Source organism: Streptomyces sp. NPDC052020 (assembly GCF_040680575.1).
GTDB lineage: Bacteria > Actinomycetota > Actinomycetes > Streptomycetales > Streptomycetaceae > Streptomyces.
Map to the genome: position 1 here is coordinate 84189 of NZ_JBFAWY010000019.1, position 25265 is coordinate 109453.

General features: G+C 72.5%; 29 protein-coding genes and 1 pseudogene. 9 read left to right on the forward strand and 21 right to left on the reverse strand.

From position 1 onward, the window contains the following. Positions 1–107: 107 nt before the first annotated feature. From AB0L74_RS20790 to AB0L74_RS20815, 6 genes are all read right to left on the reverse strand, one after another. Positions 108–713 carry a hypothetical protein gene (locus tag AB0L74_RS20790; RefSeq protein WP_365654130.1) on the reverse strand — a complete coding sequence of 202 codons (606 nt, stop codon included), beginning with the start codon at positions 711–713 and terminating at the stop codon, positions 108–110. Between the two features lie 7 nt (positions 714–720). Next, entirely contained in the window at positions 721–1917 is a 1197-nt protein-coding gene (gene mqnC / locus AB0L74_RS20795) for a cyclic dehypoxanthinyl futalosine synthase (RefSeq protein WP_365654133.1), read from the reverse strand. Between the two features lie 70 nt (positions 1918–1987). Next, positions 1988–2881: a hypothetical protein gene (locus AB0L74_RS20800; RefSeq protein ID WP_365654135.1), complete on the reverse strand. Its 894-nt coding sequence runs from the start codon at positions 2879–2881 to the stop codon at positions 1988–1990. Between the two features lie 295 nt (positions 2882–3176). Beyond that, complete coding sequence (locus tag AB0L74_RS20805) at positions 3177–3995, reverse strand: A24 family peptidase (RefSeq protein WP_365654138.1); 819 nt, start codon at positions 3993–3995, stop codon at positions 3177–3179. A 79-nt stretch (positions 3996–4074) separates the two neighbouring features. Further along, positions 4075–4275 (reverse strand): hypothetical protein, encoded by a 201-nt coding sequence (locus tag AB0L74_RS20810; protein ID WP_365654141.1) that lies wholly within the window; start codon positions 4273–4275, stop codon positions 4075–4077. Between the two features lie 573 nt (positions 4276–4848). Then, positions 4849–5697 carry a menaquinone biosynthesis protein gene (locus AB0L74_RS20815; protein WP_365654144.1) on the reverse strand — a complete coding sequence of 283 codons (849 nt, stop codon included), beginning with the start codon at positions 5695–5697 and terminating at the stop codon, positions 4849–4851. Between the two features lie 324 nt (positions 5698–6021). Between AB0L74_RS20815 and AB0L74_RS20820 the strand changes: the two genes are divergently transcribed. Then, positions 6022–6225, forward strand: a complete 204-nt coding sequence (locus AB0L74_RS20820; RefSeq protein WP_003992177.1) for a cold-shock protein — start codon at positions 6022–6024, stop codon at positions 6223–6225. 145 nt (positions 6226–6370) lie between these two features. On the opposite strand, the gene AB0L74_RS20825 is transcribed toward AB0L74_RS20820, so the two are convergent. Then, positions 6371–6946, reverse strand: a complete 576-nt coding sequence (locus tag AB0L74_RS20825; RefSeq protein WP_365654148.1) for an XRE family transcriptional regulator — start codon at positions 6944–6946, stop codon at positions 6371–6373. 68 nt (positions 6947–7014) lie between these two features. On the opposite strand from AB0L74_RS20825, the gene AB0L74_RS20830 reads away from it, so the two are divergent. Genes AB0L74_RS20830 through AB0L74_RS20840 form a run of 3 tightly spaced genes read left to right on the forward strand, consistent with a single transcriptional unit; the run spans position 7015 to position 8750 of the window. Beyond that, entirely contained in the window at positions 7015–7749 is a 735-nt protein-coding gene (locus tag AB0L74_RS20830; RefSeq protein ID WP_365654151.1) for an AzlC family ABC transporter permease, read from the forward strand. Further along, positions 7746–8060 carry an AzlD domain-containing protein gene (locus tag AB0L74_RS20835; protein WP_365654154.1) on the forward strand — a complete coding sequence of 105 codons (315 nt, stop codon included), beginning with the start codon at positions 7746–7748 and terminating at the stop codon, positions 8058–8060. The genes AB0L74_RS20830 and AB0L74_RS20835 overlap by 4 nt, the downstream gene beginning before the upstream one ends. 54 nt (positions 8061–8114) lie before the next feature. After that, complete coding sequence (locus AB0L74_RS20840; RefSeq protein WP_365654157.1) at positions 8115–8750, forward strand: methyltransferase domain-containing protein; 636 nt, start codon at positions 8115–8117, stop codon at positions 8748–8750. Here the strand turns inward: AB0L74_RS20840 and AB0L74_RS20845 are convergent. From AB0L74_RS20845 to AB0L74_RS20855, 3 genes are all read right to left on the reverse strand, one after another. Next, positions 8671–9870, reverse strand: a complete 1200-nt coding sequence (locus AB0L74_RS20845; RefSeq protein WP_365654160.1) for an MFS transporter — start codon at positions 9868–9870, stop codon at positions 8671–8673. The genes AB0L74_RS20840 and AB0L74_RS20845 overlap by 80 nt on opposite strands. Positions 9871–9980: 110 nt before the next feature. Further along, entirely contained in the window at positions 9981–10580 is a 600-nt protein-coding gene (locus tag AB0L74_RS20850) for a TetR/AcrR family transcriptional regulator (protein ID WP_365654163.1), read from the reverse strand. Positions 10581–10589: 9 nt separating this feature from the next. Beyond that, positions 10590–11066, reverse strand: coding sequence for an ATP-binding protein (locus AB0L74_RS20855; RefSeq protein ID WP_365654166.1), 477 nt, complete (start codon positions 11064–11066; stop codon positions 10590–10592). Between the two features lie 132 nt (positions 11067–11198). Between AB0L74_RS20855 and AB0L74_RS20860 the strand changes: the two genes are divergently transcribed. From AB0L74_RS20860 to AB0L74_RS20870, 3 genes and pseudogenes are all read left to right on the forward strand, one after another. Next, positions 11199–12062, forward strand: a complete 864-nt coding sequence (locus tag AB0L74_RS20860; protein WP_365654169.1) for a helix-turn-helix transcriptional regulator — start codon at positions 11199–11201, stop codon at positions 12060–12062. After that, positions 12059–12193: pseudogene (locus AB0L74_RS20865) on the forward strand (DUF397 domain-containing protein); the annotation flags it as partial. The gene AB0L74_RS20860 and the pseudogene AB0L74_RS20865, both read left to right, overlap by 4 nt. A gap of 48 nt (positions 12194–12241) precedes the next feature. Beyond that, positions 12242–12487: a DUF397 domain-containing protein gene (locus tag AB0L74_RS20870; RefSeq protein WP_365654284.1), complete on the forward strand. Its 246-nt coding sequence runs from the start codon at positions 12242–12244 to the stop codon at positions 12485–12487. A 13-nt stretch (positions 12488–12500) separates the two neighbouring features. Here AB0L74_RS20870 and AB0L74_RS20875 read toward each other — a convergent pair whose 3' ends face one another. Then, positions 12501–14429, reverse strand: a complete 1929-nt coding sequence (locus AB0L74_RS20875) for an AMP-binding protein (RefSeq protein ID WP_365654172.1) — start codon at positions 14427–14429, stop codon at positions 12501–12503. A gap of 332 nt (positions 14430–14761) precedes the next feature. Next, positions 14762–16048, reverse strand: a complete 1287-nt coding sequence (locus AB0L74_RS20880; RefSeq protein WP_365654175.1) for an acetyl-CoA C-acetyltransferase — start codon at positions 16046–16048, stop codon at positions 14762–14764. 101 nt (positions 16049–16149) lie between these two features. Between AB0L74_RS20880 and AB0L74_RS20885 the strand changes: the two genes are divergently transcribed. Both AB0L74_RS20885 and AB0L74_RS20890 read left to right on the forward strand, forming a co-directional pair. Next, positions 16150–17472: a 3-oxoacyl-ACP reductase gene (locus tag AB0L74_RS20885; protein WP_365654178.1), complete on the forward strand. Its 1323-nt coding sequence runs from the start codon at positions 16150–16152 to the stop codon at positions 17470–17472. Further along, a complete protein-coding gene (locus tag AB0L74_RS20890; protein ID WP_365654181.1) occupies positions 17472–18377 on the forward strand; it encodes a MaoC/PaaZ C-terminal domain-containing protein in 906 nt (301 codons plus the stop codon). The genes AB0L74_RS20885 and AB0L74_RS20890 overlap by 1 nt, the downstream gene beginning before the upstream one ends. Before the next feature lie 44 nt (positions 18378–18421). Here AB0L74_RS20890 and AB0L74_RS20895 read toward each other — a convergent pair whose 3' ends face one another. The 9 genes from AB0L74_RS20895 to AB0L74_RS20935 all read right to left on the reverse strand — a co-directional run bounded on the left by AB0L74_RS20895 (position 18422) and on the right by AB0L74_RS20935 (position 25174). Next, the gene (locus tag AB0L74_RS20895) at positions 18422–19150 is read right to left on the reverse strand and encodes a TetR/AcrR family transcriptional regulator (protein WP_365654183.1); all 729 of its coding nucleotides are present in this window, start codon (positions 19148–19150) and stop codon (positions 18422–18424) included. Positions 19151–19213: 63 nt separating this feature from the next. Continuing rightward, positions 19214–20521 (reverse strand): dicarboxylate/amino acid:cation symporter, encoded by a 1308-nt coding sequence (locus AB0L74_RS20900; RefSeq protein ID WP_365654186.1) that lies wholly within the window; start codon positions 20519–20521, stop codon positions 19214–19216. A 61-nt stretch (positions 20522–20582) separates the two neighbouring features. Beyond that, complete coding sequence (locus tag AB0L74_RS20905; protein ID WP_365654188.1) at positions 20583–20684, reverse strand: putative leader peptide; 102 nt, start codon at positions 20682–20684, stop codon at positions 20583–20585. Between the two features lie 198 nt (positions 20685–20882). After that, positions 20883–21182 (reverse strand): DUF4229 domain-containing protein, encoded by a 300-nt coding sequence (locus tag AB0L74_RS20910; RefSeq protein ID WP_365654191.1) that lies wholly within the window; start codon positions 21180–21182, stop codon positions 20883–20885. Between the two features lie 104 nt (positions 21183–21286). Next, the gene (locus AB0L74_RS20915; protein ID WP_365654194.1) at positions 21287–21811 is read right to left on the reverse strand and encodes a GNAT family N-acetyltransferase; all 525 of its coding nucleotides are present in this window, start codon (positions 21809–21811) and stop codon (positions 21287–21289) included. Positions 21812–21898: 87 nt separating this feature from the next. After that, positions 21899–22552 (reverse strand): UdgX family uracil-DNA binding protein, encoded by a 654-nt coding sequence (locus AB0L74_RS20920; RefSeq protein WP_365654197.1) that lies wholly within the window; start codon positions 22550–22552, stop codon positions 21899–21901. A gap of 31 nt (positions 22553–22583) precedes the next feature. Beyond that, entirely contained in the window at positions 22584–23747 is a 1164-nt protein-coding gene (gene mqnE / locus AB0L74_RS20925; protein ID WP_365654200.1) for an aminofutalosine synthase MqnE, read from the reverse strand. 104 nt (positions 23748–23851) lie between these two features. After that, on the reverse strand, positions 23852–24307 hold the full coding sequence (locus AB0L74_RS20930) for an Lrp/AsnC family transcriptional regulator (protein ID WP_365654203.1): 456 nt from the start codon (positions 24305–24307) through the stop codon (positions 23852–23854). A gap of 165 nt (positions 24308–24472) precedes the next feature. After that, positions 24473–25174, reverse strand: a complete 702-nt coding sequence (locus AB0L74_RS20935) for a UbiX family flavin prenyltransferase (protein WP_365654206.1) — start codon at positions 25172–25174, stop codon at positions 24473–24475. Positions 25175–25265 lie beyond the last annotated feature (91 nt).

A 25265-nucleotide genomic window follows, 5' to 3' on the forward strand; every position in this document is an offset into this window, starting at 1 on the left:
CGCCGCCGGGTCCCCCTTCCCGCCCGCGCGGCGGCACCGCCCAGGCGTTCCCGGGCCGGGCCCGCGGGGCTCGGCCGGGGCCCGGCCCCGCGCGCCCGCCGGGCCGGTCAGCGCCGCCGGTACACCAGGCGCCCCGCGAGGACGGTCGCCACGCAGGCCGTGGCTCCGTGGGCGGCGAGCGCGGCCTCGTCGGAGACGTCGAAGACGGCGAACCGGGCCGCCGAGCCGCGCTCCCTCGGGGGCGCGAACGTCACCGGCGGGCCGGAGGCGTACGGGTCGAGCGAGGGCACCCCGCCGGGGCGCCCGCTGCGCCCGACCACCGCCAGGCCGGAACGGCGCACGGCGTCGCGTACCGCGCGGCTGCGCAGTTCCTCGCAGGCCACGGCCACCGTGCCGTGGCTCAGCATGCGCTGCACCCCGCGCCGGGCGCTGGCTCCCCGGCGGGCCTCGTCCGGTGCCAGGGCGGCGAGCGCCCGCCCGGTCAGCGGTTCGGTGCCCAGCTCGGCGGCCTCGCGCGGGTCGGGGTGGTAGGCGCCCTCCAGCAGCTCGTCGCCGTACATGTTGACGAGCCCGGGGGTGAGGATGCCGTGCCACCGGCGCAGTCTGGCCCGCGGGTGGGCGGCGGTGAGCTCCTCCAGGGGGCCGGCGTCGGCGATCCACTCGCCGTCGACGGCGAGTGCCCGGCCCCTGGAGTCGGCGTGGATCGTCAGCACGGTCGGGTCAGTTCGAGGCGAGCAGCTTCAGCTCGGGGTGCGCGGTGCCGCCCTCGATCGCCGTGGAGGAGATGTGGGAGACCACCCGGTCGTCGGCGGGGTCGTTGGCCGGGTCGTCGTGGACGACGAGGTGCTCGTATGTCGTCGACCGCTGCGCCGGGACGCGGCCCGCCTTGCGGATCAGGTCGATGATCTCCAGGCGGTTGGACCGGTGCCGGGCGCCGGCCGAGGACACGACGTTCTCCTCCAGCATGATGGAGCCGAGGTCGTCGGCGCCGTAGTGCAGGGAGAGCTGGCCGGTCTCCTTGCCCGTGGTCAGCCAGGAGCCCTGGATGTGGGCCACGTTGTCGAGGAACAGGCGGGCGATGGCGATCATCCGCAGGTACTCGAAGATGGTGGCCTGGGTGCGGCCCTTCAGGTGGTTGTTCTCGGGCTGGTAGGTGTACGGGATGAAGGCGCGGAAGCCGCCCGTGCGGTCCTGCACGTCGCGGATCATCCGCAGGTGCTCGATGCGCTCGGCGTTGGTCTCGCCGGTGCCCATCAGCATGGTCGTCGTCGACTCCACGCCCAGCCGGTGCGCGATCTCCATGATCTCCAGCCAGCGCTCGCCGGACTCCTTCAGCGGCGCGATGGCCTTGCGCGGCCGCTCGGGCAGCAGCTCCGCGCCGGCCCCGGCGAAGGAGTCCAGTCCGGCGTCGCGGATGCGGGTGATGGCCTCCTCGACGCTCACGCCGGAGATCCGGGCCATGTGCTCGACCTCGCTCGCCCCCAGGCTGTGGATGACGAGCTGCGGGAACTCCTTCTTGATGGCGGCGAAGTGCTCCTCGTAGTACTCGACGCCGAAGTCGGGGTGGTGGCCGCCCTGGAACATGATCTGCGTACCGCCGAGTTCCACGGTCTCGGCGCAGCGGCGCAGGATGTCGTCGAGGTCGCGGGTCCAGCCCTTGTCGCTCTTGGGCGGGGCGTAGAAGGCGCAGAACTTGCACGCCGTGACGCACACGTTCGTGTAGTTGATGTTCCGCTCGATGATGTACGTCGCGATGTGCTCGGTCCCCTGGTACCGGCGGCGGCGTACGGCGTCGGCGGCGGCGCCCAGCGCGTGCAGCGGGGCGTCGCGGTACAGCGCGAGCGCCTCGTCCGGGGTGATCCGCCCACCGGCGGCAGCACGGTCGAGGATGGGCTGAAGGTCGGCCTTCTCGGTCACCGGGCGTCCCTTTCGTAAGGGTTGTGGACGGACCGAACCAGCGTACGCCAGCCCTTTTCCGCGGCCGACGTCAGGCGCCGCCGAGCCCGGTCCGCCGGGCCCGCTCCTCACCGCCGCGGACCATGGTGCTGGTGCGCTGCCTGGGCAGCGAGGCGCTCTCGCGGGACGTGGCGCGGGCCGCCTCGTCACGGGCCGGGGCCGGCATCGGCCGCAGGCGGTGGCGGGGGATCGCCCGCCGGGGCGGACGGGTCAGCGTGATCTGGCGTACGAGCTGCTGGAAGCAGGCCAGGGAGGCGAGGCCGGGCAGGGTCGCCGTGGCGGCGTCGACGACCGTGATGGGCAGCTGGGCGAGGCACAGGAACATCGCCATGCAGGAGAAGAAGAGGACGACGGACCAGGAGTGGACCGCGCGCCGCTGGTGCAGCGCGGCGCGCAGCACGGAGAGCGAGGCGGCCATCCAGGGCCCGTAGACCAGGAAGGGCCACCAGGAGACCATGCCGCTCCCGGTGCGGGAGACGGCGGCCTGGAGCAGGAAGTCGTAGGAGAACATCCCGCCGAACGCGCTGACGGCGCAGGCGATGACCGCCACCGAGGCGGCGAGGAGGTGGCTGACCGCCCGGCGCCCGTCGAGCCTTCGGGGCTCGCGCGCCTTGCGGTGGCCTTTCGAGGAGTCCTTCAGCGGGGGCAGTTCCGCCGTGATTTCCTGGAGGTTCCCCAGGGGGGTGCCGGGGGCGGGGGCGGTGGCCGACGTCTCCGTGTAGGGGTCGGCCGGGGCCTGCTCCTCCAGCGCGTCCCGCAGCATGAAGGCCAGCTCTTCGGCGGGGTCCCAGTTCCAGTCCGGCGGCATCAGGTGACCGGTGAACGCTTCGGCGGTCCGCCGGTGCCGGCCGGAGCCCATATCGTTGGACGTCTTCATGGTGGTGGCCGCGTGCTCTCGTCGTTGGTCGATTCGTCCGTGGTCCATGACACGCGGCCTCTTATTCCGCCGACGAGAGGGCGGGCGCGTTCCGGGAAGTGACCCATCGCCGGGCGAGTTCGGATTCCAGCTCCGCCATCACCGTCGGAAAATGCCGCAGTATGGGTCTTCTTCGCGGACTGGAGATCAGACTCAGAAGACCGTCCCTGGCTGCCGTCGTCATATCCCGACTAACGCCGCCCCACTCCGCCGGATGCGCGGCAAATGGGTGAACGATTACCTGTATTAGTAATCTCTTCGCAGGGTCATTCAGGCGGGATATGCGGCCAGCTGACCAGCCCGTCTACGCGGAGGGGAAGAGCGGGAGCCGGCCGTCGCGGCAGGCGCCGGCCAGCACCCCGAGGAGGGCCCCGGCGATCAGGAAGGGCCCGTACGGGACGGCGGTCCCGCGTCCGGCCCGCCGCGCGACGACCAGCGCCCCGCCGTACAGCGCGCCGAGCAGGAGCCCGGCCAGGGCGCCCAGCATCAGCACCGGCCAGCCGTACCAGCCGAGGACGGCGCCCGCGCCGAGGGCGAGTTTCACGTCGCCGAAGCCCATGCCCGCCGGGTTGACGAGGAAGAGCACGAAGTAGCCGCCGCCGAGCGCGAGGGTGCCCAGCAGGGCGGTGGTCCACGCGCCGCCGCGTCCCGGCACCAGCGCGGCCAGGCCGAGGAGGACGAGCGCGGCCCCGGCGAACGGGAGGGTGAGGGGGTCGGGCAGCCGCCGCACCCGGAGGTCGACGGCCGCCAGCAGCACGCCGGCGGGGGCGAGCAGCAGCCAGACGGCCAGTTCGGGGCGGGGGCCGGTGGCGGCGGCGAGGGCGGCGCAGACCAGGAGGGTGACGGTGGCGTAGGCGGGGGCGCCCGGGCCGTACGACGGTCCCGGGCCGGAGCCGGGCGGTGCTCCGGCCGCCGCGCACGGGCCGCACCGCGCCGGGCCGAGCCAGCCGCGGACCGGGTGCCCGCCCGCGCAGCGCGTCCGCCAGGGCTGGCCGGACGGCACGGAGAACCGGTAGGCGGCCCGCGGCAGCAGCGCGCCCGTCACCGCGCCCCACAGCGCCGCGGCGACGGCCGTCAGCAGGTCGCAGGACCAGGGAGCGAGGACACCGGAATTCCCGTGCACGGGCGATGACCTGCCCGGCCGCCCGCCCCGGAAAACGGCGAGGCCCCGGTCCCTGGGGACCGGGGCCTGGCGCGGCTGGTCAGAGAGCGGTGACGTGGGCGGCCACATCCGCCGAGACGCCCTCGACGTTCACGCCGGCGCCGACACCGGCGCAGACGGTGAGGAGGGAGCCGACCTCCGCGAAGACGCCCGCGGAGGCACCGGCCGCGAGGCCACCGGCGATGTTGTCCAGGTCCGCCTCGGACATCTCGGCCGTCTCAACCTGGGGGGTGAGGTTCACGACGCACAATTCCCTTCGTAGAAACAAATTGACAACGGCGGATCTCGCCGAGGTTCACGAATTTCTCGGATTCCCGAACGGGGCTCGTCGCCGGCGTTCCGCGTGCCGAATCAAAGCACGCCGCAGGAGGGACGGCCAGTCACCCGGTGTCGATGTGCGGACTCACCGGGTAACCGATTTCACCAGCGTGAGGAAGACATCACCGAATACCCCCGGCTTTCTTCACACCGTCCGGCGCTCCGCCGCGCCGGTGAGTGCGTGCCCGGCGATTCCGGGGCGGACGTGTCATGGCAAACCGGGCACCGGGCCGACTCGTTGACTGGTGTTCAGTTCGGACATGGGACACCCGTGAACAGTGTGCAGATCCGCCGGATATTCCGAGACGGCGGCGGGGCGGGCGGGACGCTCCCCGGCCGGGCGGGCCGCCGCCGACCCCGCAACTCCCGTCGCGTGTACCGGAATCAGGCTCCGAGGGACGGCGATCCGGCACCCGCCGGGCGGCAATCCGTCTCCCGGCGGGCGGCTTCGCGGCGCACGGCGGCCCAGGCGCCCCAGGCGGAAGGGCCGCCGGGCTCACGGCTGGAGCAGTTCCACCCTCACGTCCGCCGGGAAGCCCGTCGTCGGGCCGACCCGGCGGGCGAACTCGGCGACCGCCGCGAGCTGCGGGGCCCCGAAGCGGAAGTCCAGGGTCGTGAAGTACCGGGCGAGGGTCCGCTCGTCGAACGCCTCCCAGCGGGCCGCCTGCTCGGCGACCTTGTCGACCTCCTCCAGGGAGAGGTTCCGCGAGGCGAGGAACGCCTCGTGCACCTGGCGCGTGATGTCCGGCTCGCGCTCCAGGTACTCGCGCCGGGCCGCCCAGACCGCGAAGACGAACGGCAGGCCCGTCCACTCCTTCCACAGCGCGCCCAGATCGTGCACGTCCAGGCCGTAGCGCGGGCCGTCGAGCATGTTGGCGCGCAGCGCCGCGTCGCCGATCAGGACGGCCGCCTCGGCCTCCCGCATCATCATGCCGAGGTCGGGCGGGCAGGTGTAGTAGTCGGGCCGTACGCCGAAGCGCTCCTCCAGCAGCAGCTGGGCGAGGCGGACGGAGGTGCGCGAGGTCGAGCCCAGCGCGACCCGGGCGCCGTCCAGGCGCTCCAGCGGGACCTGCGAGACGATCACGCACGACATCACCGGGCCGTCGCAGCCGACGGCGATGTCGGGGAAGGCGACGAGCCGGTCGGCGTGCTTGAGGAACTCGACCAGGGTGATCGGCCCGATGTCGAGGTCTCCCTGCACCAGCTGCTCGCTGAGCTTCTCCGGGGTGTCCTTCGTCAGCTCGAAGTCGAGGAGCGTGCCCGTTCTCGCGAGCCCCCAGTACAGGGGCAGGCAGTTCAGGAACTGGATGTGGCCGACGCGCGGCCGGGTGCGAGAATTGTCCACATCGCGAGGCTAGCCCTCGTCCCCCCGCGGCCCGCCGACGGCCCGGCGTCGGCCTGACGTTGGCCCGGCGTCGGCCCGGCCGTCCGCCGGACGGGTGGAACCTTCAAACATTCGGGTGACGTGATCTTGACCTCTATTGCTTTCCGGTGCCCGCGTGCTAGGCTCGCAGCAAGTTGCAGTTTGGTTTCCCTTGCAGTACAGAGCCTGCGGAGCATGTGACCGCGGGCTCTCGTCGTTCTTGGACGTATGCAGTTGTGCAGAATTCAACTCTTCACACTTGCTGGTTCTGGAGCAGGGCAACCCTTTTGAGCCCAAGGAGGGCTTATGGCTACCGGAACCGTTAAGTGGTTCAACGCCGAAAAGGGCTTTGGTTTCATCGCCCAGGAGGGCGGCGGCCCCGACGTCTTCGTCCACTACTCCGCGATCAACGCGTCCGGCTTCCGGTCGCTTGAGGAGAACCAGCAGGTGTCCTTCGACGTCACGCAGGGTCCGAAGGGCCCGCAGGCTGAGAACGTCACGCCGGTCTGAGAAGCAGCACCCAAGGAGCCCCGCGCCGTTCCGGCGACGGGGCTCCTGCCCTTTCCTGCCCCCCTCTTTCCGGACCGGACCATTCCGCCCGCTTCCGGCCCGGCCTTCCGTCCCCTCCCCTCGGTGAATTCCCGGCGAATTCTTCTCATACGTGCTGCATGATCAGCACGAACGTCGTGCCCGGTTCGAGCGCTTCGTAGGAGTGCGGCACATCGCCGCGATACGCCATGTAGTCCCCGGGCCCCAGCTCCACGCTCTCGCCGCGCGGCCCCGCCTTCATCCGTCCCGTACTGACGACGAGATGCTCGACCGTTCCCGGAATGTGGGCGTCCGATTCCCGTGCCGGCCCCGGCTCGGCCCGCATGCGGTAGATGTCCCGCCGGGCCGCGGGCGGGCAGGCGGCGAGCAGCGTACCGACGAAACTCGCCTGTTCCGAGGTGACCTGGGGTCCTTCCCCGGCCCGGATCACCTGCACCGCCGGGACCGGCGGCTCCACCAGGGCGCTGAACGGCACGCCCAGTGCCACCGCGAGCGCCCAGATCGTCTCCATGCTCGGGTTGCCGCCCGCCGCCTCAAGCTGGGACAGCGTGGACTTGGCGATGCCGGCCCGCTTGGCCAGCTCGGACAGCGACAGCCCGGCCCGGTTGCGTTCGCGGCGCAGCGAGGCGGCGATCCAGTCGAGGGGGAGGCGGGACGGTAGGGCGGCGGCGTCATCCGGCATGTCGTTCGCTCCATCGGTATGATCGTTCGTCTTGACGAACGGGACTCTCGCTGTCCATGGTAGAAAACATGCGTTCGGCACAGCGAACAAGCGGCGGTTCCGCCTCCTCGTCCTCTTCCTCCTCCCCCGTCCGTGATCCCGAGCTTCTCCGGGATGTCGTCCTCGTCGGTCTCGCCGGTGGGATCGTCGGCGTGTCGTTCGGTGCGATCACCGTCGCCGGGGGGCTGCCGGTGTGGGTGCCGGTGGTGATGTCACTGGTGGTGTACGCGGGATCGGCCCAGTTCAGCGCGGTCGGCGTGCTGCTCGCCGGGGGCGGTCCGCTCGCCGCGGCGGCGACGGGCCTGCTGCTCAACACCCGGCTGGCGGCCTTCAGCCTGGCGGTCGCGGAGATCCTCGGCCGGGGCTGGCCGGCGCGGCTGCTGGGGGCCCATCTGGTCACTGACGAGACGGTGGCGTTCGCGCTCGCCCAGCCGGACCCGGCGCGGCGCCGGGCGGCGTTCTGGCTCTCCGGCTGCGCGCTGTTCGCGCTGTGGAACGTGGGGGTCGTGGCCGGGGCGCTGGCCGGCACCGCCCTCGGCGACACGGCCGTCTACGGTCTGGACGCCGCCTTCCCCGCCGTCCTGGCCGCCCTGGTGCTGCCGGCCCTGCGCGAGGACGCCCGCCTGCGCCGGGCCGCCCTGCCCGGGGCCGCGCTGGCGCTGGCGGTGACCCCGGCCGTCCCGGCGGGGGTGCCGGTGCTGCTGGCGCTCGCGGGGCTCCTGCTGCACCGCGGCGGTGCCCGGCGCGGAGGGCGGACGGCATGAGCGCGACGGTCGCGGTGATCCTGGCGCTGGCGGCCGGGACGTACGTCCTGCGGCTGGCCGGTCCGGTGCTGCACGGCCGGGTCACCCTCCCGGCGCGGGTGCGGGAGCTGCTGTCCGCCGGCGCGGTGGTGCTGCTGGTCGCGCTGCTGGCCACCGGGGCGCTGACGGAGGGCGGGGGCTTCGCGGGCTGGGCCCGTCCGGCCGGGGTGCTGGCGGGCGGCGTACTGGCCTGGCGTCGGGCGCCGTTCGCGGTGGTCGTCCTGGGCGCGGCGGGCGTGACGGCGCTGCTGCGGGCGGTCGGGGTGGAGTGAGGGGCGAGTGAGGAAGGGCCCGGTTGCCGGCGCCGGACGGTAGGGTCCGCGCCCATGACCGAGACCGATCACCTCACCGCCACCCGCACCTTCTACGACGCCATCGCCGAGGACTACGCCGAGCACTTCCGCGGCCAGGTGGCCGCAGCGCCCGAGGACTTGGAGGTGCTCGCCGCCTTCGCCCGGCTCGCCGGGCCGGGGGCCGAGGTCGCCGACCTGGGCTGCGGGCCCGGCCGGGTGACCGCCCACCTGGCCGGGCTGGGGCTGCGCGTCTTCGGCGTCGACCTGTCCGCCTCGATGCTCGCCGTCGCCCGCCGCGAGCACCCGCACCTGCGCTTCGAGCAGGGTTCGATGCTGGAGCTGGACCTGCCGGACGGGTCATTGGCGGGCGTGGTCTCCTGGTACTCCAGCATCCACACCCCGGCGGAGGAACTCCCGGCCCTGTTCGCCGAGTTCCGGCGGGTGCTGGCTCCCGGCGGGCATCTGCTGCTCGCCTTCCAGGCCGGTGACGCGCCGCTCCGCCTCGACCGGCCCTTCGACCGGCCGGTCGGCCTCGACTTCCAGCGGCGGCGGCCGGAGCGCATGGCCGAGCTGCTTCAGGACGCCGGTTTCACCCTTCACTCGCGGACGCTGCGGGGACCGGGCGAGGCGGAGTCGGCTCCGCAGGCCTTCCTGATCGCCCGCCGGTGAGTTCGGGCACCAGGGTGACCAGGCCCAGGACAGCCATGGCGGCGCCCAGCCAGAGGGGAGCGCGCAGGCCCCAGACGTCGATCCCGACGGCCCCGAGCGAGGAGCCGACGATGATGCCGAGCGTGATGAAGGAGGAGTGAACCGTGTTCACCAGCGGACCCGCGTTGCCGGTCCGCTGCACCCGGGTGATCATCGCCGGGTTCATGGTCACGCCGACCAGGCCGATGCCCAGCATGCACAGCACGGCCGGTGCCGGCAGGTCGGCGAAAAGAGCGAAGCCCGCCAGGAACGCCGTGTTCAGCGCCAGACCGGCGGCCAGGACCGGGACGGCGTACCGGTCGGCGAGGCGGCCGACGACGGTGTTGCCGACGACGGTGGCGGCGCCGTAGGCGATGAGCAGCACGGGGACGGTGCCCGTGGAGAAGCCGGTGACCTCCGTGAGGATCGGGTTGAAGTAGCTGAAGGCGGAGAAGGTGGCGCCGATGACGAGCATGCTGGTGGACAGCACCAGCCACAGCCTCGGATTGCGGAAGACGCTGGCCTCCTGCCGGAAGCCGCCCTCGCTTCCGGCGGCGTCCAGGCGCGGCACGCCCACCAGGGTCACCACGGCCGCCGCCAGGGCGAGCGCCGAGATCACCCAGAACGCCGCGCGCCACCCGTACCGCTCGCCGACCAGGGTGGACAGGGGCAGGCCCAGCAGCGTGCCGAGCATCAGCCCGTTCATGGCGACGCCCATCGCCCGGCCGCGCACCTCGGGCCGGGTGAGCCGGGCGCACAGCGAGATGCCGATGCCGAAGAACGCCTGGGAGGCGACACCGGTGATGATCCGGGCGGCCATCATCACGCCGTAACCGGTCGCGGTGGCGGCCAGGACGTTGCCCGTGAGGAAGACGGCGAACAGCACCATCAGCGCTCTGCGCGGGGGCAGTTTCATCAGCGCCACGGTCAGGAACGGCCCGCCGAAGGCCATGGCCACCGCGAAGGCGGTGATCAGGTAGCCGATCCGCGGGACGGTGGTGTTCAGGCCGTCCGCCATCTGCGGCATCAGCCCGGCGACGACGAACTCGCTGGTCACCATGGCGAAGATGCCAAGGGCCAGGACGTATACGGCTCGGGGCACGGTCCACTCCTGTCGTTCGCTCGAAAAGCCGGAAACGTGGGACACAGAGGTTCTGTAACGATCAGTGCAAAACATGGGCAGGAGAAGCGCCCCCTGGACGAGGGGGCTTCTCAGGCCGTCAGCGCGTCCATCGCGGTGTCGGCGACGGCCTCCAGGACGGACCGGTCGGCACCGCCCTGGCTGGAGACCCGCAGTCCGGCGATGACCGCGTTGAGGAAGCGCGCCAGCGCCTCGGGGTCGCGCGTGGAGGTGATGCTGCCGTCCCGCCGGCCCGCCTCCATGACGGCCCGGTAGGCGGCGAGGCGGCGGTCGGCGTCCCGCTTCAGCAGCGACGCCGCCCCGCCGTCGCGTTCACCCAGCTCGACGATGGTGTTGACGCCGAGACAGCCGAGCGCCCGCCCGGCGGTCGCCCGGTGCTCCGTCTCTCCCTCGACCACACCGGAGAGCAGCGCCCGGACCCGCTCGGCGGCCGGCCGCCCGGCGTCCTCCAGGACGGCTTCCTGGGGTGCGCGCTTGGTGTCGAGGTAGTGCGCGAGCGCCCGCTCGAACAGGTCGTGCTTGCTCTTGAACGTGTTGTAGATGCTGCTGCGCCCCAGACCGGTGGCGTCACACAGATCCTGGGTCGAGGTGGCCTCGTAGCCCTTCTCCCAGAAGGTGCGCATCGCCGCGTCCAGGGCCCGCTCCTCGTCGAAGGTCCTCGGTCGGGCCATGGCAGGAGACTAACACGATTTTAGATCGATGGTTCCAATATCGTGGTCCTCCATCCCCGGCCCCTTGAGCGGGAGTTCCGCCCAGACCGTCTTGCCGACACTCCGCCCGGCGACGCCCCAGGCGCGGGAGAAGGCGCGTACGAGGTGCAGCCCCCGGCCGCCCTCACCGTCGCCGTCGCCGGGCGTCGCGGGGGCGGGGAGGCGGTCCTCCCGGGCGTCGCTCACCTCGATACGGAGGGTGGCGTCGGGCGCGAACAGCAGCAGCCGCAACTGGAAGTCCCGGCCGGGCACGCGGCCGTGGGTGACGGCGTTGGCGGCCAGCTCCGCGACGACGTGCTGGGCGGCGTCGTTCACTTCGCCGCCGTACGGAAAGCCCCAGGCGTCCAGTTGCTGCCCGGCCAGGTGCCGGGCCAGGCGGGCGCCGCGCGGGGTGGCGCTGAGGCGCTGGGCCAGTTCGTCGGTGGGGGTGGAGATTTCGGCGTTCACGGCACTGAGCGTGGCGGGTTGTCCCTACTCTGACCAGGCACGACGACGCGACGTTACGTAGTCGTACGCCTGCGCTGGGTGAGGCGTACGGGGCGTCGGGCGTGACCACGACGACAGGAAGGCGGTGGGTGCGTGACGGAGGAACGGGAGCGGAGGCCGGAGACCCCGGCCGAGGCGGAGGGCACGACGGGGCTGTTCACCGCCCTGGGCAAGATGCTCAAGCTGCTGCGGGAACGGAAGGGGCTCACCCAGAAGGAGTTCGGCCAGCTCGTGGGGTACGGGCCGGACGCGGTGTCGGCCATGGAGCGGGGGGTGCGGGTTCCGCGCCCGGAGCTGCTGGAGAAGGCGGACGAGATCCTGGACGCGGGGGGTTTGCTGAAGCAGGCGATTCCCGAGGTGAAGGAGGCGATGAAGAGGGCGCGGACTCGGCATCCGGAGTGGTACCGGGGCTATGCGGTGCTGGAGGCGGAGGCCGTGGAGTTGCATCACTACTCCAACCATGCCGTGCACGGGCTTCTCCAGACCGAGGACCACGCACGTGCGGTGTTCGCCAAACGGCGTCCGTTCCTGAGCGAGGAGACCATCGAGAAGCGGGTCCTCGACCGGCTTTCCCGACAGCAGATTTTCGACCGCTGGCCGCCACCCGCCGTCAGCTACGTGCTCGAAGAAGTGGTGCTGGACCGGCCCATCGGAGGGAAACAAGTCCATGCGGAGCAGCTACGGCGCCTGCTGAGCGTCAGCAGCATGCGGAACGTGGAAATTCAGGTGATGCCGACCCGCGTGGAGGAGCATCCCAGTCTGGACAGTGCGTTCAACCTGCTGACTCCCAAGGGTCATTCGCAAGTTGCGTACACCGAGGCACAGGGATTTCCGAACTTGATCACCGATGCGGAAGAGGTCCGCAAGATCGCCGATCGCTATGGGATCATGCGGGCGATGGCACTCCCGCCCAGGGAATCCCGGGCGTTGATCGAACAGAAGCTGGAGGCGCTATGAGCAACGAGGAACTCATGTGGTTCAAGTCCAGCTACAGCAGCGGCGAGGGCGGTGACTGCCTGGAAGCCGCCTACACCTGGCGCAAGTCCAGCTACAGCGGCGGGGAAGGCGGTGACTGCCTGGAAGCGGCCTATCACTGGCGCAAGTCCACCCACAGCAGTGGCGCTGGTGGCGAATGCCTGGAGGTTGGGTACCCCTGGCGCAAGTCCACCCACAGCGGTGGCGAGGGCGGCGAATGCGTCGAGGTCGCCTACCCCTGGCACAAGTCCACCCGCAGCGACGGCGAAGGCGGCGACTGCGTAGAAATCGCCGCCTGCGCCCACACCGTGCACATCCGGGACTCCAAGAACCCCACCGGTCCCCGCCTCGCCCTCTCCCCCACCGCCTGGTCGGCCTTCCTCGGCTGGGAGCCCGTCGCGGGCTGAGCGTCGGCCCGCCTCAGTCCTCGTACAAGCCCTCCACCACGTCCGCGTAGTCCCGTAGCACCAGATCGCGCCGTAGCTTCATGGACGGTGTCAGGTGGCCGGCCTCCTCCGTGAAGTCGCGGGGGAGGACGGCGAAGCGGCGGATGGTCTCCGGGCGGGAGACGAGCTTGTTCGCCTCGTCGACGGCGCGTTGCAGGACCTCCCGGAGCTCCGGGTCGTCGACGAGGAGTTCCGGCGGGACCGGGTGCTTGCCGTTCATGCGGCGCCAGTGGCTGACGCCGTTCGGGTCGAGGGTGAGGAGCGCCGTGACGTAGGGGCGGCGGTCGCCCAGGACCAGGCACTGGGAGATGAGGGGGTGGGCGCGCAGCCAGTTCTCCAGGGGCGCCGGGGCCACGGTGGTGCCGCCCGCCGTGATCAGCAGCTCCTTCTTGCGGCCGGTGATGGTCAGGTAGCCCTCGTCGTCCAGGCTGCCGAGGTCGCCGGTGGCCAGCCAGCCGTCGGGGGCGGCCGGGACCACGCCACCGGCCTGCGGATCCCAGTAGCCGTGCAGGATCTGGCCCCCGGAGATCAGGATCTCGCCGTCGGCGGCGATGCGGACCCGGGTGCCGGGCAGCGGCCAGCCCACCGTGCCCAGACGCGGTCGGAGCGGCGGGGTCACCGTGGCCGCGCCGGTCGTCTCGGTCAGGCCGTAGCCCTCGAATATCTGGATGCCGGCCCCGGCGTAGAAGGCGGCCAGGCGCCGGCCGAGCGGGGAGCCGCCGCAGATCGCGTAACGGACCCGGCCGCCCATGGCACCCCGGATCTTGCGGTAGACGAGGGGGTCGTAGAAGGCGCGGGCCGTCTTCAGGGTGCCGCCCGGGCCGCCGCTCCGGCCGGCCTGCCGGGCCTCCATCGCCTCGCCGTAGCGCACGGCGACCGACTCGGCCCGGTCGAACGCCGTGAGCCGGCCGCCCGCCTCGGCCTTGGCGCGGGCGGTGTTGAAGACCTTCTCCAGCATGTACGGGATGGTCAGCAGGCAGGTCGGCTTGAAGGCCGCCAGGTCCGGCAGCAGGTCCTCCGCCTTCAGGCTGGGCGCGTGGCCGAGCCGGGCGCGGGCGCGGACGCAGGCGACGGCCACCATGCGGCCGAAGACGTGGGACATGGGGAGGAAAAGCAGGACCGACGGCTCCTCGCCGGACTGGGCCCGGAACACCGGGTACAGGAGTTCGATCGCGTTGTCGACCTCGGCGAAGAAGTTGCCGTGGGTGAGCGCGCAGCCCTTGGGGCGGCCGGTCGTGCCGGAGGTGTAGATCAGGGTGGCGAGGGTGTCCGGGCCGAGCATGCCCCGGCGGACGTCCACCTCCGTGTCCGGCAGCGGGGCGCCCGCCTGGGCCAGTTGCTCCACGTGGCCCTGTTCGATCGTCCACACGTGGCGCAGGTCCGGGAGGCGGTCGAGTTCGGGTCCGATCGCCGCGGCCTGCGCGGCCGTCTCGGTGACGAGGACGACCGCGCCGGAGTCCTGGAGGATCCAGCGGGTCTGGAAGACGGAGGAGGTCGGATAGACGGGGACGGTCACCAGGCCCGCCGCCCACGCGGCGAAGTCGAGCAGGGTCCACTCGTAGCGCGTCCGCGCCATGACGGCGATCCGGTCGCCCGGCCTCAGGCCCTCGCCGATCAGGCCCTTGGCCACCGCCCGCACCTGCGCGGCGAACTCGGCCGCCGTGACGTCCGTCCAGTGCCCGTCCCGCGTCTTGCGGCTGAGCACCACCGTGCCGGGGACGGCGGCGGCGTTCTCGAAGGGCAGGTCGGCGAGCGAGCCGTGCCGCACGGGTGGCGCGAGCGGTGGCACGTACGCCTCCCGTACCGCCCCGTCGAGCCTCCGGAGCTCCGGCTCCACCAGCACGGGGCCGGGAGCGTCGTCGTAGGCCGCGGAGGGCGCGAAGGAGGGAAGCGGGGTGGACACGGGCGGCTCCTGGAACGTGCAGCGGCGTCATCGCCGTACTGCATGGCGTACGAACGTGCCCCGCGCGGCGGGGCGTTCACCGGCAGGAGAGGGAGAGGGGTTACCGGCGGTCGGCTACGGGATCGTACGGCGCCCGCGTGGGGAGTTCGTGCGAATTCGGAGACGGTCCGGCGGCGGGGCTGTGCAGCTCCGGGGGTTACGCGTGAGTAAGTCCGGTTCGCACCGGGCGAGTCGCCGCGTCGACTTGTGAACGGCCCTCACAACCGGCCGCGCGGGGCGGTCAGTTCCAGCCGCGTACGGCCGGTTTCCGGCCATCGGGTCGGGTGCGGCGGTCAGGCGCGCTCCAGGACGGCCACCACGCCCTGACCGCCCGCCGCGCAGATCGAGATCAGGCCCCGCCCCGGGCGCTCGCGTTCGGCGAGCAGCGCGGCCAGTGTCGCCACGATCCGGGCGCCGGTCGCCGCGAAGGGGTGGCCGGTGGCCAGGGAGGACCCGGCCGCGTTCAGGCGGGCGCGGTCCACCGGGCCCAGGCCCCGCTTCTCCCAGGCCGCGAGCGTCGCCAGCACCTGGGAGGCGAACGCCTCGTGGATCTCCACGAAGTCGAAGTCCGCGAGGGTGAGCCCGGTCCGCTCCAGCAGGCGCGGGACCGCGTAGGCCGGGGCCATCAGCAGCCCGTCCTCGCCGCCCGCGACATCGCCGGAGACGAAGTCGACGGCCGCCGTCTCACAGGCGGTCAGATAGGCGAGGGGTTCCAGTCCGCGGGCCGCCGCCCACTCCTCGGACGCGAGCAGCACCGTCGCCGCGCCGTCGGTCAGCGGGGTGGAGTTGCCCGCCGTCATGGTGGGTCCGGGGCGGTCGAGCCCGAACACCGGCTTCAGCGCGGCCAGTTTCTCCGGTGTCGAGTCCGGGCGCAGGTTCTGGTCGCGGTCCAGCCCCCGGAACGGGACGACCAGATCGTCGAAGAAGCCGCGTTCGTACGCCGCCGCGAGCCGCTGGTGGCTGGCCGCCGCCAGATCGTCCTGGGCCTCGCGGGTGATGCCCCAGGCGCGGGCGGTGACGGCGGCGTGCTCGCCCATCGACAGGCCGGTGCGCGGCTCGGCGTTGCGCGGGATGTCGGGGACCAACTGGGCGGGGCGGATCTTGGCCAGCGCCTTGAGCCGGGCGCCGGGCGTCCTGGCCCGGCGGACTTCGAGCAGGATGCGGCGCAGTGCGTCGTTGACGCCGAGCGGCGCGTCGCTCGCCGTGTCGGCGCCGCCCGCGACCGCCGACTCGATCTGGCCGAGGGCGATCTTGTTGGCGGCGGTGATGACGGCCTGGAGGCCGGTGCCGCACGCCTGCTGGACGTCGTAGGCGGGGGTGCGGGCGTCGAGCCGCGAGGCGAGGACCGTCTCGCGGGCGAGGTTGAAGTCCCGGCTGTGCTTGAGCACCGCCCCGGCGGCGAACTCCCCCACCGCGCCGGGCCCGCGCAGCCCGTACCGCTCGACGAGCCCGTCCAGGGCGGCCGTCAGCATCTCCTGGTTGGAGGCGGTGGCGTACGGGCCGTCGGAGCGGGCGAAGGGGATGCGGGCGCCGCCCACGATCGCGACGCGGCGTGCCTGCGGCGGCTCAAGGGGGCTCATCTCGACCTGCTCCTCCACCGTTGCCCGACTGGGGGATTACCTCCGGTAACCTTACTCCAGAGTAAGCACATGGACATCGTTCGGCAGTCTGGGAGACGCACATGGCCGACCGCTATCTGAGCTTCACCGGCACCGCGCCCGGCCGCTTCCTGACCCGCCGCCTGGGCCTTCCGCAGCCCGCGGCCCTGCGGCGCTGGTCCCCCGAGCGGCCCGCGCTGGACGGCGGCCTGCGCCACCTCACCGCCGGCGCGTCCGCCCTGCCCTCGGACGCGCCGGAGACCGGTCTGCCGGCCGTCCTCGCCCGCGCCGGGCTCGGCGCGGACACCGGCCGGCCCGCCGCCGTCGTCCTGGACGCCACCGGGGTGCGGGACGTGGCGGGGCTGGACGCGGTGCACGCGGCGCTGCATCCGGTGGTGCGGTCGGTCGCGGACAGCGGCCGGGTGGTCGTCCTGGGCGCCCCGCCCGACCCCGCCGACCACCACCAGGCCGCCGCCCAGCAGGCGCTGGAGGGCTTCACCCGCTCGCTCGGCAAGGAGATCGGCCGGGGCAGGACCGTCAACCTGGTCCGGCTCACCGACGCGGCGTCCGCCGAGTCGACCCTCCGCTTCCTGCTCTCCCCCAAGTCCGCCTACGTCAGCGGCCAGGTCATCGAGGTCGGCGCGGGGCAGGTCACCGCGCCGGACGACTGGGCACGCCCGCTGGCCGGGCGCACCGCCCTGGTCACCGGCGCCGCGCGCGGCATCGGCGAGGCGGTCGCCGAGACCCTGGCCCGGGACGGCGCACGGGTCGTCGTCCTCGACGTGCCGGGGGCCGGGCAGGACGCCCGCCGGGTCGCCGAACGGCTCGGCGGCACCGCCCTCGCCCTCGACGTCACCGCCGCCGACGCGGGCGAGCGGATCGCCCGCGCCCTGCCCGACGGGCTGGACCTGCTCATCCACAACGCGGGCATCACCCGGGACCGGAGGCTGGTCAACATGCCCGCCGAGCGCTGGAGTTCCGTCCTCGACGTCAACCTGGCGAGCGTGCTGCGCACCACCGACGCGCTGCTCGCGGCCGGGACGCTCCGGCCGGGCGGGCGGATCGTGGCGACGGCCTCCATCGCGGGCCTGGCCGGGAACGCGGGCCAGACCAACTACGGGGCGAGCAAGGCGGGCGTCGTCGGGCTGGTCCGGTCGCTGGCGCCGCGCGCGCTCGCCGAGCACGGGGTGACGGTCAACGCGGTCGCCCCGGGCTTCGTCGAGACGCGGATGACCGCGGCGATCCCCCTGGTCATCCGCGAGGCCGGCCGCCGGATGAACTCCCTCGCCCAGGGCGGACTGCCCGTCGACGTCGCCGAGACCACCGCCTGGCTCGCCCACCCCGCCTCCGGCGCGGTCAACGGGCAGGTCGTCCGGGTCTGCGGCCAGAGCCTGCTGGGGGCCTGATGACCACGCCCGCCTCGCCGTCCTCACCCTCGTCGTCGTCCTCGTCGTCCTCGTCGTCCTCATCGACGGTGGTCACCACCCTCACCAGGGCGCCCGCCCTGCCGCCGCTGCTGGCCCGCGGGGCCCTGCTGTCCCCCGTCAAGCGGCCCCGCCCGGACGCCGCCTTCCCCCGCACCCGGCTGCTGCTGCCCCGGGTCCGCGCGGACCTCGCCCGGCTGGCCGCCTACGAGCGGGTGTGCGGCTTCCCGGCCGGGGAGAGCGGCCTGCCGCTCACCTATCCGCACGTACTCGGCTTCCCGCTGGCGATGCGCCTGATGAGCGGCCGGGACTTCCCCCTGCCGCTGCTCGGGCTCGTCCACACCTCGGTCACCGTGACCCGGCGGGCGGCGATGCCGGCCGGTGAGGCGTACGACATCGCCGTCCGCGTCGCCGGGCTGGCGCCGCACCGGCGGGGCACCGAGGCCACGGTCGTCACCGAGGCGCGGGCGGGCGGGACCGTCGTCTGGGAGTCGGCGAGCACGTATCTGGCGCGGCACCGCACCGCGCCGGGCAGCGGCGAGCGCCGCGCGCAGGAGCAGCGGCCGCTGCCCGCCCGGGCCGAGTGGCGGCTGGCCGCCGACGTGGGGCGCCGCTACGGTGCCGTGTCCGGCGACCGGAACCCGATCCACCTGCATCCGCTCACGGCCCGGCTGTTCGGCTTCCCCCGTCCCATCGCGCACGGCATGTGGACCCTCGCCCGGTGCCTCGCCGCGCACGGCGCGCCCGAGGCGGTGACGGTCCGGGCCGCGTTCCGGGCCCCGGTGCCGCTGCCGGGGACGGTGACGTACGGGGCGCGGGACGGGCGGTTCGAGCTGCGCGGCCGGGGCGGCCGGCCGCACCTGACGGGGACCGTCGACCCGGCCTGACCCGCCGGTCCGGGCCGGTCACGGCCGGTCCCGGTGCCGGACGCCTACCCGGCCAGGACGACCCGCGCGCCCTCGGCCTCCCGCTCGCCCTCGCCCTCGCCCTCGTACTCGTCGTCCCGCGGCGGGGTCCAGGGGCGGCCCGCCATCAGGTCGCCCAGGCCCGCCCAGGCGAAGTTCATCAAGGTCGCCGCCGCCTGCTTCGCGGTGACGCCCTCGGTGCCGCCCGCCCAGTCGGCGAGCGACTCGGCGGCGCCGACCAGGGCCTCGGCGAGCCCGGCGACGTCCCGCTCGGGCAGGGCGGCGCAGCCGGAGCCGGGCCCCTGGGCGGGGGCCTCCCGGGCCGCGGCGGCGATCAGCCGCGTCACGAACGCCACGATCTCCTGGCGCATGGCGGCGACCTCGGCGGCGAACGGCTCGCCGTGCGTACGGGCCTGGAGGTGCAGCACCCTCCAGCCGTGCGGGTGCCGGGCGGTGTGCGTGAAAAAGGCCCGCAGACCGGCCCAGAGGCGGCGGTCTGCGGGCAGACCGGGGCGGACCCCGGCGCGGACGGCCTCGGTCAGCGCCCGCGCCTCGCGGCGGATGCAGGCGGTGAAGAGGTCTTCCTTGGAGTTCAGGTACAGGTACACCAGCGGCTTGGACACGCCCGCCAGTTCCGCGATCTCGTCCATCGACGCGGCCCGGTAGCCGCGCTCCCCGAAGATCCGTACGGCGGCGTCCAGCATCTGCTGCTCACGGACCGCACGCGGCATCCGCTTGGTCTTTCCGGCACCCATGCGGATCAGCGTACGGTCCGTGCGGCGGTCGTCAGGACACCGTCGGGCGGCGGCGGGCGGCCCTCAGGCGGCGGCCGGAACCGGCTCCCGGTCGCGCTGCTCCGGCTCGTCGATCGGCGAGCTGTGGGCGCTGTCGTACGCCTCGCGGTCGAGCAGGCCCTCGCGGGCGGAGACGATGACCGGCACCAGGGCCTGGCCGGCGACGTTGGTCGCGGTGCGCATCATGTCCAGGATCGGGTCGATCGCGAGCAGCAGACCGACGCCCTCCATGGGCAGGCCGAGCGTGGACAGGGTCAGGGTCAGCATGACCGTGGCGCCGGTCAGACCGGCCGTGGCGGCGGAGCCGACCACCGAGACGAACGCGATCAGCAGGTAGTCGCCGACGTTCAGCTGGATGTCGAAGATCTGCGCGACGAAGATCGCGGCGATCGCCGGGTAGATCGCGGCGCAGCCGTCCATCTTGGTGGTCGCGCCGAACGGCACGGCGAAGGACGCGTACTCCTTCGGGACGCCGAGGCGCTCGGTGACCTTCTGGGTCAGCGGCATGGTGCCGACGGAGGAGCGGGAGACGAAGGCGAGCTGGATCGCGGGCCAGGCGCCCTTGAAGAACTGGAGCGGGTTGGCCTTGGCGACGGTGGCGAGCAGCGCCGGGTAGACCACGAACAGGACGATCGCGCAGCCGACGTAGATGTCGGCGGTGAAGGTGGCGTACTTGCCGATCAGGTCCCAGCCGTAGGTGGCGATGGCCGTGCCGATGAGGCCGACGGTGCCGAGCGGGGCGAGGCGGATGACCCACCACAGGGCCTTCTGGAGGAGTTCGAGGACGGACTCGCTCAGGGTGAGGATCGGCTGGGCCTTCTCGCCGAGCTGGAGGGCGGCGATACCGGCGACGGCGGCCATGAAGACGATCTGGAGCACGTTCAGCTCGGTGAACGGCGTGATCACGTCGGTGGGCACGATGCCGGTGAGGAAGTCGAGCCAGGAACCGGTCTTCTCCGGCAGCTCACCGTCCCTGGGGGTGAGACCGGTGCCGGCGCCGGGGTTGGTGACCAGGCCGATGACGAGGCCGATGGCGACCGCGATCAGCGAGGTGATCATGAACCAGAGGAGGGTGCGGCTCGCCAGGCGGGCCGCGTTGTTGACCTTCCGCAGGTTCGTGATCGAGACGAGGATCGCGAAGAAGACGAGCGGGGCGACGGCCAGCTTCAGCAGGCCGACGAAGACGTCGCCGATCTTCTCCAGGGTGGTGACCAGCCAGGACACGTCCTGGCTGCGGGCTATCCAGCCCAGTGCGACACCGAGGAAGAGACCGGCGATTATCTGGGCCCAGAAGGGCACCTTGAAGGACTTCGTGTTCGTGGACACGGGCAAGCTCCGTTGGGGACGCGCAGAGACTGACGTGGCGGACGGCGGGTCGGGAGGAGGAACGACGTCAGGGACGACAGGTCGCGGACGCGCACCGACAGAGGTCCACGTGCAGGCGCGCCACGAGCGCGACGCTCGGGAGTGCGGTGGGCGCGGCTGCTGAGTACATGCACAAGACTTTAACACTTGGCCTTTGAGACCCCCAAAGCCTCGCTTTGAGAGGCCGGGGACGATTCCGCCCATTGAACGCAAAGCGCCCCGGTTTCCGGGGTGTTCGGAAACCGGGGCGTCGGCGTATGTGACGGACCTTACGCGGCCCTTACACAGTCCTCGCGGTCCTCGCGGTCCCTACGGACCGTACGGTCACTCACGAGGTCTGGCCCTGCGCGCGCGCCGAGTCGTCGGCCAGGTCCTCCTGGCTGCGGTTGGCCTCCAGGTTCGCCTTCATCCGGTCCACCCGGCGCACCACCTGCTCGGAGGCCCGGTCCCGCTCCTGGCGCAGTACGACGAAGCTGATCGGGGCCGAGATCACCAGGGCGAGCAGGATGATCCACATGCCGTTGGAGTCACCGAGTCCGCGGGGGAAGACACCGGAGTAGACGAGGCCCCAGACGACCACGAGGCAGCCCGCGAAGATCCCGAGGCGCTTCAGCGTGTAGCGGAGCATCTCAATCCACTCTTCCGTTCCGAAGGGTCCGTACGTCCCCAAAGGGGCACCCGGCCTCCAGTGAAACACGCCGGGATCCCGATCATGCGGTGGGGGTGCGCGGTTCAGGTCAGCGGCAGCAGCATCGTGATGTCGTCGCGGTCGTCACCCGGCGCCACCCGGATCGCGTCGGGGACGCGGCCGACCTCCTTGTAACCGCAGGCCGCGTAGAACCGCTCCAGACCGAGTCCGCCCCGGCAGGTCAGCCGGATCGCCTCGATCCCCTCCAGGCCGCGGGCCGCCCGCTCGGCGGCGGCCAGCAGGTCCCGGCCGTACCCCCTGCCCTGGTGGCGGGGGTGCACCATCACCGTGTAGAGCCACAGCCAGTGGGTCATCAGCCGGTGCGTGTTGAAGGTGAGGAACGCGGTGGCGGCCACCTCGCCCGCCTCGTCGTGGCCGACGAGCAGCCGGGTCCGCCCCTCCGCCATGGCCACCATGTGCTTGACCAGCTCCGGACGGATGTCCTCGCGCGTCACCGGCGGCACGAAACCCACGGAGCCGCCCGCGTTGGAGACATCGGTCCACAGGTCCAGGACGCCTTCGCGCAACTCGGTCGTGAGGGCCGGATCGAAAGTGAAAGTAAGGGACACACGGCCATCGTAGCCATTACCTGGTCAGGCCCCCAGGGGTTCGGCGCCCCGCGCCGGCCCCGGCCCCATGGCGTCCCTCACACACCCTCAGCCCAGGGCCCGGGCCGCTACCCGCAGGTCCGACACCAGCCCCTGGTAGGCGCCCTCCCGGTCCTCCGCCCGCAGCACCGCCGAGGGGTGGACGGTCGGCACCAGCCGTTCCGGGCGGCCGTGGATCTCCGCCTCCAGGACCGTGCCGCGCACCTGGGTGACCCGGAACGACGACCCGAGCAGCGCCTTGCCGGCGGTGGCGCCAAGCACCACGATCAGTTCGGGTTCCACCAGCGCCAGCTCGGCGGCGAGCCACGGCCCGCACGCGGTCGTCTCCCGCAGGGTCGGCGCCTTGTGGATCCGGCGCTTGCGGGGCTCGGCCTGTGTGAACTTGAAGTGCTTGACGGCGTTGGTGACATACGCCTCACCGGGATCGATGCCCGCCTCGGCCAGGGCGCGGTCCAGCAGCTGGCCCGCGGGCCCGACGAACGGCCGGCCCCGCCGGTCCTCCTGGTCGCCGGGCTGTTCGCCGACCAGCATCACGCGGGCGCCGGTGTTCCCGGCGCCGAAGACGGTCTGGGTGGCGTCCCGGTGCAGCGGGCAGCCCCGGCACCCGGCGGCGGCCTCGCGCAGCGCGGCGAGACCGGCGCCGTCCGGGACGAAGGGCGCGGCGGTGTAGGCGTCCTCGGGCGCGGAGGTACGGGGGGTCATCCCCGCCGGGTACCCCGCGCCCGTCCCGACGTCACACCCGCATCGGCTGCGGGGAGTCGCGGCGGGCCGGGTCCGGACCGTCGTACTCCCGGATGATCTCGTACCGCGTGTTGCGCTCCACCGGCCGGAAACCGGCGTCGCGGATCAGCTCCAGCAGGTCCTCGCGGGTGAGCTTGTTCGGCGTGCCGTAGTTGTCGGCGTCGTGCGTGATCTTGTACTCGACGACCGAGCCGTCCATGTCGTCGGCGCCGTGCTGGAGGGCGAGCTGGGCGGTCCGCACGCCGTGCATGACCCAGAAGACCTTGACGTGCGGCACGTTGTCGAACAGCAGCCGGGAGACCGCGAAGGTCTTCAGCGCCTCGGCGCCGGTCGCCATCTGCGTCCGGGCCTGGAGGCGGTTGCGGATCTTGCCGTCCTTCATGTCGACGAAGTCGTGCTGGTAGCGCAGCGGGATGAAGACCTGGAAGCCGCCGGTCTCGTCCTGGAGCTCGCGCAGCCTGAGCACGTGGTCGACGCGGTGGCGGGGCTCCTCGATGTGCCCGTACAGCATGGTGCACGGGGTCTTCAGGCCCTTCTCGTGCGCCAGGCGGTGGATGCGGGACCAGTCCTCCCAGTGGGTGCGGTGGTCCACGATGTGCTGCCGGACCTCCCAGTCGAAGATCTCCGCGCCGCCGCCGGTCAGGGACTCCAGACCGGCGTCGATCAGCTCGTCGAGGATCTCGCTCGCGCTCAGCCCGGAGATCGTCTCGAAGTGGTGGATCTCGGTGGCGGTGAACGCCTTCAGGGACACGTTCGGCAGGGCCGCCTTCAGCTCCCGCAGCGAGCGCGGGTAGTAGCGCCACGGCAGGTTCGGGTGCAGGCCGTTGACGATGTGCAGCTCGGTGAGGTTCTCCGACTCCATCGCCTTGGCCAGCTTCACGGCCTCCTCGATGCGCATCGTGTACGCGTCCTTCTCCCCCGGCTTGCGCTGGAAGGAGCAGTAGGCGCAGGAGGCCGTGCAGACGTTGGTCATGTTGAGGTGGCGGTTGACGTTGAAGTGGACGACGTCGCCGTTCTTCCGCGTCCGCACCTCGTGCGCGAGGCCGCCGAGCCAGGCCAGGTCGTCCGACTCGTACAGCGCGATGCCGTCCTCGCGGGTCAGCCGCTCACCGGAGCGGACCTTCTCCTCCAGCTCGCGCTTGAGCCCGACGTCCATGCCGTTACCTCTTTCCTGTGACAGCCCGTGACAGACTCGGACCACCGTACTCCCCCGCCCTTCGGGGGGAGGGACCCGCACGACGGCGCCCCGCGCCCCGTCCCCTACACCTCTTCCGGCAGCTCTCCCACCCGGTTCTCCCACTTGGTGGACAGCACGATGGTGGTACGGGTGCGGGAGACGCCCCGGGTACCGCTGAGCCGGCGGATGGTCTTCTCCAGGCCGTCCACGTCGGTCGCGCGCACCTTGAGCATGTAGGAGTCGTCGCCCGCGATGAACCAGCAGTCCTCGATCTCCGACAGGTCCTTCAGCCGGCGCGCCACGTCCTCGTGGTCGGCGGCGTCGGAGAGCGAGATGCCGATCAGGGCGGTGACGCCGAGACCGAGCGAGGCGGAGTCCACGGTGGCCCGGTAGCCGGTGATCACCCCGGCCGCCTCGAGCCGGTTGATGCGGTCGGTGACACTGGGTCCCGACAGGCCGACGAGGCGCCCCAGCTCCGCGTAGGAGGCCCGGCCGTTCTCCCTCAGGGCCTGGATGAGCTGCCTGTCCACCGCGTCCATGCGATCGAAGCCTTCCGCTGAAGAGGTCCGTCTGAGACCTGAGGAGTTCCTGAAACGTGTGGGGGAGGTTGGTGCTCTGTGCGTGATGCTCGGTGAGGTGGGATGGGATGGGTGGGGGTCCGGTGACGTGCGGCCCGGTGGGATGGAGGGCCGGTGGAGTGGGGCTCAGTCGGTCGTGGGTGATCCGCCCCCGGTCGCCGTACGTGCCCCGCCGCCGAGGTCGCCCTTCCAGCGCCGGTAGAGCCGGTGGCCGACGCCCGCCGCGTCCAGGACCCGCCCGGCGACGAAGTCCACCAGGTCCTGGATGTGCGTCGCCCCCGCGTAGAAGGCCGGGGAGGCGGGCACCACGGCCGCGCCCGCGTCGTCCAGCGTCACCAGGTGCCGCAGGGTCCGGCCGTCCAGCGGGGTCTCCCGGACGGCCACGACGAGCGGGCGCCTCTCCTTCAGGGTCACGCTCGCCGCCCGCTGGAGCAGGTCCTTCGACAGCCCGAGGGCGACCCCGGCCACACACGCCGTCGAGGCGGGCACGATGATCATGCCCTTGGCCGGGTACGACCCCGAGGACGGCCCGGCTGCCAGGTCGCCCGCGCTCCAGTGCCGGACACCGGCGAGGTCCGCGTCGAAGGCGTCCGGTGTGCCGTCGGCCCCCCGGGACAGCCAGGTGCGCAGGTCGTCCCGCCAGTGGGCGTCCCGGTAGGAGATGCCGGTCTCGTCGAGCAGGGTGAGCCGCGAGGCCCGGCTGACGACGAGGTCGACGCTCTCGCCGGCGGCGAGCAGGGCACGCAGCACCGCGGCGGCGTATGGAGTGCCGGATGCTCCGGAAACCCCCACGATCCAAGGCGTGCGCTGCGATTCCCCTGCGTTCACGTCTTGAGCGTACCGGTGGGGGGATCGGAGATCAGGACCGGTCCGCCTCCTTCGGCCCTCTGTGGGGCGGCCGGGGAGGCGGCCGGTGACC

Excerpts from the sequence above, each read along its gene's own strand:
- AB0L74_RS20800 (WP_365654135.1), bottom strand. The coding sequence starts at position 2,881 with ATGGACCACGGACGAATCGACCAACGACGAGAGCACGCGGCCACCACC.
- AB0L74_RS20820 (WP_003992177.1), top strand. The coding sequence starts at position 6,022 with ATGGCTACCGGAACCGTTAAGTGGTTCAACGCCGAAAAGGGCTTTGGT.
- AB0L74_RS20825 (WP_365654148.1), bottom strand. The coding sequence starts at position 6,946 with ATGCCGGATGACGCCGCCGCCCTACCGTCCCGCCTCCCCCTCGACTGG.
- AB0L74_RS20830 (WP_365654151.1), top strand. The coding sequence starts at position 7,015 with ATGCGTTCGGCACAGCGAACAAGCGGCGGTTCCGCCTCCTCGTCCTCT.
- AB0L74_RS20835 (WP_365654154.1), top strand. The coding sequence starts at position 7,746 with ATGAGCGCGACGGTCGCGGTGATCCTGGCGCTGGCGGCCGGGACGTAC.
- AB0L74_RS20840 (WP_365654157.1), top strand. The coding sequence starts at position 8,115 with ATGACCGAGACCGATCACCTCACCGCCACCCGCACCTTCTACGACGCC.
- AB0L74_RS20850 (WP_365654163.1), bottom strand. The coding sequence starts at position 10,580 with ATGGCCCGACCGAGGACCTTCGACGAGGAGCGGGCCCTGGACGCGGCG.
- AB0L74_RS20880 (WP_365654175.1), bottom strand. The coding sequence starts at position 16,048 with ATGAGCCCCCTTGAGCCGCCGCAGGCACGCCGCGTCGCGATCGTGGGC.
- AB0L74_RS20885 (WP_365654178.1), top strand. The coding sequence starts at position 16,150 with ATGGCCGACCGCTATCTGAGCTTCACCGGCACCGCGCCCGGCCGCTTC.
- AB0L74_RS20890 (WP_365654181.1), top strand. The coding sequence starts at position 17,472 with ATGACCACGCCCGCCTCGCCGTCCTCACCCTCGTCGTCGTCCTCGTCG.
- AB0L74_RS20895 (WP_365654183.1), bottom strand. The coding sequence starts at position 19,150 with ATGGGTGCCGGAAAGACCAAGCGGATGCCGCGTGCGGTCCGTGAGCAG.
- AB0L74_RS20905 (WP_365654188.1), bottom strand. The coding sequence starts at position 20,684 with ATGTACTCAGCAGCCGCGCCCACCGCACTCCCGAGCGTCGCGCTCGTG.
- AB0L74_RS20910 (WP_365654191.1), bottom strand. The coding sequence starts at position 21,182 with ATGCTCCGCTACACGCTGAAGCGCCTCGGGATCTTCGCGGGCTGCCTC.
- AB0L74_RS20920 (WP_365654197.1), bottom strand. The coding sequence starts at position 22,552 with ATGACCCCCCGTACCTCCGCGCCCGAGGACGCCTACACCGCCGCGCCC.
- mqnE (WP_365654200.1), bottom strand. The coding sequence starts at position 23,747 with ATGGACGTCGGGCTCAAGCGCGAGCTGGAGGAGAAGGTCCGCTCCGGT.
- AB0L74_RS20930 (WP_365654203.1), bottom strand. The coding sequence starts at position 24,307 with ATGGACGCGGTGGACAGGCAGCTCATCCAGGCCCTGAGGGAGAACGGC.